Source organism: Streptomyces sp. NRRL WC-3549 (genome assembly GCF_000721935.1).
Lineage (GTDB): Bacteria > Actinomycetota > Actinomycetes > Streptomycetales > Streptomycetaceae > Streptomyces.
Map to the genome: position 1 here is coordinate 1 of NZ_JOCS01001779.1, position 3,711 is coordinate 3,711.

Genomic DNA, 3,711 nt, shown 5'->3' on the forward strand with positions numbered 1-3,711 from the left:
GACACCCCGGGGGTGTTGTCCACGAAGTTGGTGATCAACCAGTTCAGATTCTGCGCCGCCTGGCTCATCGGGCTCACACTAACGCTCCTGGTTGTAGGTAGTACTTGTGTCCGACCCCGCGGTACGACCCCGCTGGACGCCCCGGCGCAGGTTGCTCAACCTGCCCCGGACGTCCTCGGGGGCGCGGGAGACCTGGGGGCCGCCCTGCTGGGTCTGCTCGGCGGTCCCCTCGACCAGATTGGCCTTGGGGACGCGCCGGGGGAGACCGGAGGGGGTAATTCCACCCGCCTTCGGGTCCCGGAGCTTCTCGGCCCGCTCCCAGCGTTCGTCGTTGGCCGAACGCCAGTCGTCGGAGCCGTCCCCGTCCGCGCCGGCCTGCTGCTCCTGCGGCCGCTGCCCCGGTGCGACGGGCTGATCGTTTCCCCGGCCGGTGGGCTGCCAGTGCTGCTGTCCCGCCCCCCGGCGCGGAAGCCCCGCTTCGGTCAACTCGTGGCCGCCGTCCGGGGACGCGCCGGAAGGGTCGAAGCCCACGGGCTCGGGCGACGGGTCCGGAACGCCCGGCACCGGCTCCGCGCCGGGCTGTCCGAGCGGGTCGTACCCGCCCTGGTAGCCGCTCCGGTCGGCCCAGTCACCCTGCGGGGACCGGGCGCCCTGCTGCGCGGCGAACGGGTCGGCGTACGCATCCGGCGGGGACTCGGCGGGCGCGTACCCGGCCTCCGTGTAACCGCCCTGCTGGTCCTGCTGCTGCGGATAGGCGCCTTCGGCGGCGTACGGCTCGAAGCCGCCGTCGTAGCCCTGCTGCGGGTAGCCCTGCTGTTCCTGCGGGGCGTACTGCTCGGGCGCGTACGGGTCCTGGGCGTACTGGTCCTGCGCGTAGCCCTGCGGGGGGACCTGGCCGTCCTGGAACTCCGGGTGCTCTCCGCCCGTCTGCGACTCCAGCGCGGCCCGCCGCTCCTCACGCATCAGCGAGCGGTTGACCGGGTCCAGCCGCGGGGCGTCCGCCGCCGGGGTCTCGTACCGCGAGTCGTCGAAGCCGAGTTCGGCCGCCGTCCGCATCGGGGCGGGCGCGGGCGCCGGGTCGAAGCCCTGCGGCCGGCTCTCCGGGATGATCGAGGAGACCGTGAAGTCGCCCTGGGGGGACTCCTCGCCACCACCACCGTGGGTGATGGCGTCCGGCAGCATGACCAGCGAGGTGGTCCCCGCCTGCTCGCCCGAGGGGCGCAGCTGGACCCGGATGTCGTGCCGGTCGGCCAGCCGGCCGACCACGAACAGGCCCATGCGCTGGGACACCGCGGCGTCCACCGTGGGCGGGTTGGCCAGCTTGTGGTTGATGTCGGCGAAGTCCTCGGCGGTGAGGCCGATGCCCTTGTCGTGGATCTCGATCATGACCCGGCCGTCGGGCAGCCGGGTCGCGGTGACACGCACCTTGGTCTGCGGCGAGGAGAACGTGGTCGCGTTCTCCAGCAGCTCGGCGAGCAGGTGCACCAGGTCGGTCACGGCCTGGCCGTGGATCTCGCTCTCCGGTACGCCGGTCAGCTCGATGCGCTCGTAGGACTCCACCTCGGAGGAGGCGGCCCGCAACACGTCGACCAGCGGCACCGGCTGGTTCCAGCGGCGGCCGGGCTCCTCGCCCGCGAGGACGAGGAGGTTCTCGCCGTTGCGGCGCATACGCGTGGCCAGGTGGTCCAGCCGGAAGAGGCTCTCCAGCTGGTCCGGGTCGGCCTCGTTGTTCTCCAGGTCGGTGATGAGGGTCAGCTGGCCCTCGATGAGCGACTGGTTGCGGCGCGAGAGGTTGGTGAAGATCGCGTTGACGTTGCCCCGCAGCATGGCCTGCTCGGCCGCGAGCCGGACCGCCTCGCGGTGCACCTGGTCGAAGGCGCGGGCGACCTCGCCGATCTCGTCCTGGGTGTTGATGGGGATCGGCTGGACCCGGGTGTCCACCCGGCCGGGCTCGGCCCGCGAGAGCTGGTCGACCAGGGAGGGCAGACGCTGCTCGGCGATCCCGAAGGCGGCGGTACGCAGCCGGCGCATCGACCGGCTCATCTGGCGGGCCATCAGGCCGGCGATGACGAACGCGGCCAGCAGGGCGACGATCACGATCGAGGCGTTGATGATCGCGTCGTTGCGGGCGCTGGTGGAGATGTCGGCGGCCTCGGTCACGGCCTTGTCGACGAGCTCGTCCTCGACCGTCGTGTAGCCGTCGAACTTGGCGGTGGCGGCGGCCATCCAGGTCTCCGGGGTGATCCCCTTCGCCTTCAGGTCCTGCCGGGACTTGCCCTGCCCGATCTGCTGGGCCATCCCGTCGAAGACCGAACCGTCGATGCTCGGCGGGGTGACGAACGGCTCACCGGAGGCCTCGGCCTCGGCCCGGGCCTCCTTGAGCTGCCGGGCGCCCTCGGCCGCCTTGGCGGTCATCGCCTCCTTGAGGCGGGCCGCGTCGGCCTCGGTGCCACCGGAGGTGTACTCGCCGAGCGCGATCTGCTCCAGGTAGTTGTACGAGCTGAACGCCGTGACCTGGTCCTTGAAGGTGCCGTCCTTCTGGCTCGGACGGACCAGCAGGTGCATGCCGATCGAGCGCTGAAGCGATTCTGCGGCCTTGGCGAGCTGCAGGGCGTAGACGGTACGGCCGTAACTCGTGATGTTGCCGGTGCCCAGGCCCAGCTCGTTGGAGAACTCCATCAGCGAGTGCTGGACCTTGGTGTAGCCCTCCTCCGTCTTCACCGGGTCCATCGCCGCGGTGTAGGCGGACTTGCGCAGCGTGGGGAGCAGCGGCTCCTCCGCCTTGAACAGCTTGAGGCGGCGGTGCAGGCCCTTCTTGTCCGGCATGCCCTGGACGGCGGCGTCGAACGCGGCGGCGGCCTGGTCCGTCTCGGCGCGCACCTCCTCCACCTCGGCGGCGGTGCGCTTGTTGGAGAGCAGCGGCTGGGCGGTGAGGTCACGCTCGTTGAGCAGGGCCTGCCCGTACACCGAGGCGGCACGGACGATCTGCGCCGTCTTCTCGGCGTCCTGGGCCTCGTTCCAGGTGTCCAGCGACCCCTTGACCTGGAAGCCGCCCATCACGAGCCCGACCAGCGCCGGGATGAGCAGGATCGCGTTCAGCCGGGTGGGCACACGCCAGTTGCGCGGCGACATCCGGCTGGTGCTGCCACCCGTGGGTTCCGCCGTGTCGGACGGGCCCGCGGGCGCCCCCGCCGCGCGGGGCGGAGGGGTGAAGTTGCCCCGCTCCGGCTGCGCCGCGGAGCCCTCGTTGCTTCGCCTCACTCGACCAACAACCTCTCGGCGCCGGCACCTGGGATGTGCCGGATTATTCGTTCAGGGCCGTACTACTCGGTAGTCGTGGCATTGCAGCACGGGGACGGGCCCCCCTCCAAACAGTCGGAGTGTGCGGCTCCACGTGGCGCAGGTCGCACATAAAACGGGCATAAAGAGCGAGCCCCGTCAAAAGGCGGGGCTCATGTGAGCGCAGTGGTACCGCTCGGCTGCGTCGGGTGTCTGCCGCGGCCCAATTCTCTTTCGAAACGTTATGAAGGCGGGGGCGGATCGTGTCACACGACACAGGCCGCCCCCACCCGCTACAGCAACTTCCCTGGCTCCCTGACGACTTGGCCCTACTTGAGCCGGGCCATCAGCGCGTGCTCGACCAGCGTGATCAGGCCGCTCTTCGCATCCGCACGATGCCGGGCGTCCGTCGTGATGATCGGTGCGTCCGGT

At 70.9% G+C, this 3,711-nt stretch carries 1 protein-coding gene and 2 pseudogenes; all 3 read right to left on the reverse strand.

Features of this window, described 5'->3' with window-relative positions:
- Positions 1-68 (reverse strand): annotated as a pseudogene (locus IH13_RS40210) (roadblock/LC7 domain-containing protein); the annotation flags it as partial.
- Between the two features lie 10 nt (positions 69-78).
- On the reverse strand, positions 79-3,261 hold the full coding sequence (locus tag IH13_RS0100075; RefSeq protein WP_031079865.1) for a nitrate- and nitrite sensing domain-containing protein: 3,183 nt from the start codon (positions 3,259-3,261) through the stop codon (positions 79-81).
- 347 nt (positions 3,262-3,608) lie between these two features.
- A pseudogene (locus IH13_RS0100080) lies at positions 3,609-3,711 on the reverse strand (ATP-binding protein); the annotation flags it as partial.